This window comes from Streptomyces spinoverrucosus, assembly GCF_006539505.1.
Taxonomy (GTDB): domain Bacteria; phylum Actinomycetota; class Actinomycetes; order Streptomycetales; family Streptomycetaceae; genus Streptomyces; species Streptomyces spinoverrucosus.
The window spans coordinates 1-4,457 of the sequence record NZ_BJND01000143.1 but is presented as its reverse complement, the minus strand read 5'-3'; the positions used below and the strand labels follow the sequence as shown (position 1 = coordinate 4,457).

4 protein-coding genes are annotated in these 4,457 nt (G+C 69.0%); 2 read left to right on the top strand and 2 right to left on the bottom strand.

Translation table 11 applies throughout. The features are described from left to right. A partial coding sequence (locus SSP24_RS42000) for a sigma factor (protein WP_280527096.1) occupies positions 1-193 on the bottom strand: 193 nt, incomplete at its 3' end. A gap of 107 nt (positions 194-300) precedes the next feature. Between SSP24_RS42000 and SSP24_RS41995 the strand changes: the two genes are divergently transcribed. Then, positions 301-3,075, top strand: coding sequence for a SpoIIE family protein phosphatase (locus tag SSP24_RS41995; protein WP_308439664.1), 2,775 nt, complete (start codon positions 301-303; stop codon positions 3,073-3,075). Between the two features lie 5 nt (positions 3,076-3,080). Here the strand turns inward: SSP24_RS41995 and SSP24_RS41990 are convergent, their stop codons facing one another. Next, positions 3,081-3,578 (bottom strand): carboxymuconolactone decarboxylase family protein, encoded by a 498-nt coding sequence (locus SSP24_RS41990; RefSeq protein WP_141316445.1) that lies wholly within the window; start codon positions 3,576-3,578, stop codon positions 3,081-3,083. 97 nt (positions 3,579-3,675) lie between these two features. Here SSP24_RS41990 and SSP24_RS41985 point away from each other — a divergent pair. Beyond that, positions 3,676-4,457, top strand: a 782-nt coding sequence (locus SSP24_RS41985) for a pirin family protein (RefSeq protein WP_373866251.1), incomplete at its 3' end; no start/stop codon positions are given.

The window sequence follows — 4,457 nt, the reverse complement described above, 5'->3', positions numbered from 1 at the left end:
CCAGGAAGGCTGTCGGCTCGAGGATGTTCGTGCGGTCGGTGTTCTGCCACCGCAACCACGCTTCCTGAACGATGTCCTCGGCCTCCGCGGCGCTGCCGAGCATGCGGTACGCGATACCGAAGAGCTGCGGGCGCGCCGCGAGGAACTCCCTCGTCGCCTGCTCAAGGGAGTCGCCGTCATCCCCAGCGTGCATGGTCGTCCCTTCCGGACCCGGGGCCACCATGCTACAAGCCGCCGTCGCCTCGGCTCCGAAAACGGAACCGGGGCCAGCGTGCGCACGCGGAGTGACGTCACAGAGCCATGGTGCTCTCGGTCAGCACGGCGAGGACCAAGATCCCGCAGGCGCAGCCAGGGCGCTGTCACAGATCCAGGCGCCATCCGGTCATCTGGCGAAAAGGCGTAAATCAAGTCAGATCTACTTCTTTTTTATCAGCGTATCGGCTTCCCGCACCTATACCGCCCTCTGTCCGCCAACCCGAGGGGAGCAGGTCGATGATGACCAGCACCGCCCACATGGCACTCAGCAAGCAACTCAATACGCATGAGATATCCGATTCGGCCATCGCGATGCTCGACGAGGAAGGGACGGTGGTTGCCTGGACCCAGGCCGCTGAGCGGGTCATCGGCTACTCCGCCAGGGACGTGGTGGGCCGATCTGTCGAGGTCGCCCTGCCATGCCCCGAGGCGCCGACGGTATTGGCGTTCGTCGAGCAGCACCGTGCCCGGAACGGCTGGTCGGGCACGACGACGGTGCGTCACCGGAACGGACGGATGCTCGATGTCGGCCTGCGTATCTCGATCTTGCGCGGGCAGGACGGATCAGTTCGGTGGCTCCTGTCCATGAGCGACGCCGGAACGATGCGGGGGGATGCGGTGAACGGTCCGGATTCCGAGTCGCCTCCTACCCGCGCGCCCATCGGCATCGCCGTTCGTGACCTGCGGATGCGTTGCACCTGGGCGAACGACACGATGGAGAGCCACGACGGCATTCCCCTGGAGCGACGCTTCGGACGCCGATTCACCGACGTGCTGCCCGGTGCCAAGGCCGAAGCGCTCGAAGCGGTGATGCGACAGGTACTGGCGAGCGGCACCACCAGGGTCCACGAGTACCAGACATGGCTGGCGACGGGTCCGCGCCAGGGACATACGATGCGAGCTTCGTTCTTCTGTCTTCAGGGTGCCGACGGCCGGGCGCTTGGGCTGTGCACCATCAGCGTCGATGTCACCGAGAGCCGGCGGACGCGCGAGCGCCTCGCCGTCCTCAGCCAGGCCAGTACGCGCCTCGGCAGGAGCCTGGACGTGATGCAGACCGGTCAGGAACTGGCCGACCTTGCCGTGCCCCTGTTCGCCGACTATGTCGCCGTGGACCTGGAGCAGTCCGTTCCGTTCGGCGAGGGCCCCCCGGTCCGCATCGGCGCGACGGGCGAGCGCCTTCCCGTGTTCCGACGTGCCGGTCTGGCCTCGATCCGCCAAGGCGTCCCCGAATCCCCGTGGCTGCGCGGCGAGCCGATCCGCGTGCCGCCCGGCTCGCCCATGACCGACATCCTCGGCACCGGGAGGTCCCACCTGGAGCCGATCCTGGACACCGCACCGGGCACATGGATCGACCGGCATCCGGAACTGGCGCGGAAGGCCCATGAGAACGGCATGCACTCGCTGATGGTCGTCCCCATCCGTGCGCGGCGCACCCTGCTGGGCACGGTGGTGTTCATCCGCACCCAGGACCCGGTCCCGTTCCAGGAGGCCGATCTGCTCCTGGCCGAGGAACTCGTCGGCCGCTTCGCGCAGTCGTTGGACAATGCTCGCCAGTACGTGCGTGAGCAGACCGCGGCCCTCGCGCTCCAGCGCAACCTGCTTCCGCACCGTTTGAGGGGCGGCGTGGCGGTGGAGGCGGCCTCGCGCTACCAGCCCGCTGACATCGACCGCGGCGTCGGGGGCGACTGGTTCGATGTCATCCCGCTGTCCGGTGCCCGGGTGGCCCTCGTCGTCGGCGATGTGGTCGGACACGGCATCAACGCCGCCGCGACCATGGGCAGGCTCCGTACCGCGATCCACACGCTCGCCGACATGGAACTGCCCCCCGACGAACTGCTGACCCGTCTCGACGACACGGTCCAGCGGTTGGCGGAAGAAGACGGCGAGGCCTCGGACCAGGCTCTCATGGCGGTGGGTGCCACGTGTCTGTACGCGGTCTACGACCCGGTCACCCGGAAGTGCACGATGGCAGGGGCCGGCCACCCTCCGCCCGCGATCGTCGACCCGCAGGGCCGGGTGACCTTCCCCGATCTTCCCACCGGAAGGCCACTCGGCATCGGGGTCGGGATGCCGTTCGAGGCCGTGGAGCTGGAGCTGGCCGCGGGGAGTCTCCTGGCCCTGTACACCGACGGTCTGATCGAGACCCGCGACCATGACATCGAGGAGAACATGCGCCGCCTGGGCACCGCCCTCGCGCAACCGGGGCGGTCCCTGGAAGATCTCTGCACCGGCGTGATGGAGAACTTCCTGAGTCAGGCACCATACGACGACGCGACCCTGCTCCTCGTCCGCACCCGCTCGCTCAGCCCGGCACACGTCGCGTCCTGGACACTGGCGAACGACCGGACCGCTGTCCGCCACGCCCGGCATCTGACCGCCTCTCAGCTGACCGAATGGGGCCTGGAAAGCGTCGAGGACTCCACGAAGCTGATCGTCAGCGAACTGGTCACCAACGCCGTCCGCCACAGCACCGGGCCCATCCGTCTGCGTCTGATCCGGCACCAGGTCCTGAGCTGTGAAGTCTCCGACACCGACGTCTGCTTTCCACGTCCGCGCAGCGCCCGCACCGCCGACGAGAACGGCCGCGGCCTCTTCCTGGTCTCCCAGCTGTCCCGCCGATGGGGCTCCCGCCGGATACCTGACGGCAAGGTCGTCTGGGCCGAAGTGGCCCTGGCGACCGCACCGTCACCCGCACGTGTCCTCGGCACGCCTCCCGCGTCGGAGAGAACGGACCAGGCCTCCCCATCCCGACCATCCGGCATGTACGGATCCGCGGCTCCGCCCGCTCCTGGCGGGTCGGCTCGGGCTGCAGCCGCGTAGGTGCGTCACGCGGACGGCACTACGGCGCTGCTGCGCACCGGGTGCTTGCTCATGACGGAGACCCGGTTGAAGGCGTTCATCGTGATGGCCACCCAGATCACGGCGGAGATCTCGTCGTCCGACAGCGCAGAGCGAGCGAGGTCGTAGGCGGCGCTCTGCGCGTCCGCGTCCTCGGGACGGGTGGTGGCCTCGGCCAGCGCCAGCGCCGCCCGCTCGCGCGGGGTGAAGAGCTCGGTGTCGCGCCAGGCCGGCAGCACGCCCAGGCGCTGGGTGGTCTCGCCCGCCCGCAGAGCGGATCTGGTGTGCAGGTTGAGACAGAACGCGCAGGTGTTGAGCTGGGAGACCCGGATGTTGATCAGCTCGACGAGGAGGCGGTCAAGACCCGCCGCGGCCGCGACGCCGCGCACTGCTTCCGCCGTGGCGGTCAGCGCGCGATAGGCGTCGGGGCTCTGCTTGTCGACGAACACCCGTCGGTGGGTGGCCGTCGCTGTCGTCTGGGTCACGTGAGTTCCTTCATGGCGCGATCTCTTGTGGTCCGTCCTATTATCGAGCCGTGAATGTTGAAAGTGAAACTTTCTTTCTCTGGGGAGGCAGTGTTCGGTGAGCACGACAGAGGCGCATCCCGGCGAGTCGGCCGGCGGTGCGGAGACCGCCGTACCTCCCTCGGGCATCGAGATCCTCACCCCGCGGGACGTGCCGCTTGGCGGCCCCCGGGCCATGCGCGTGCGCCGCACACTACCCCAGCGGGCTCGTACGCTCATCGGTGCCTGGTGCTTCGCCGACCACTACGGTCCCGACGACATCACCGAGACTGGCGGCATGGACGTCGCTCCCCACCCCCACACCGGTCTGCAGACGGTGAGCTGGCTGTTCAGCGGTGAGATCGAGCACCGCGACAGCCTGGGGAGCCACGCCTTCGTCCGGCCCGGCGAACTGAACCTCATGACGGGAGGCTTCGGCATCAGCCACTCCGAAGTCTCCACGCCGAGCACCACGGTGCTGCACGGGGTGCAGCTGTGGGTGGCGCTGCCCGGGGAACACCGCCACACGGACAGAGACTTCCAGCACCACGTCCCCTCCGCCGTGCCGCTGGAGGGCGGCGAGGCCCGCGTCTTCCTGGGGACGCTCGCCGGCGACACCTCGCCGGTCCGCACCTTCACGCCGCTGCTCGGGGCGGAACTCTCCGTGGACCCGGGCGCAAGGATCACCCTCGACGTCGACGCCGGACACGAACACGGCCTCCTCGTCGACCGTGGCGACATCCTCTTCGAAGGAGCGGCGCTGAAGCCGGCCGAACTGGGCTACGCGGCCCCCGGGCGCTCCGCCGTCACCGTGACGAACCGGGGGCCCGAGCCGGCCCGGCTCGTACTCCTCGGCGGGCC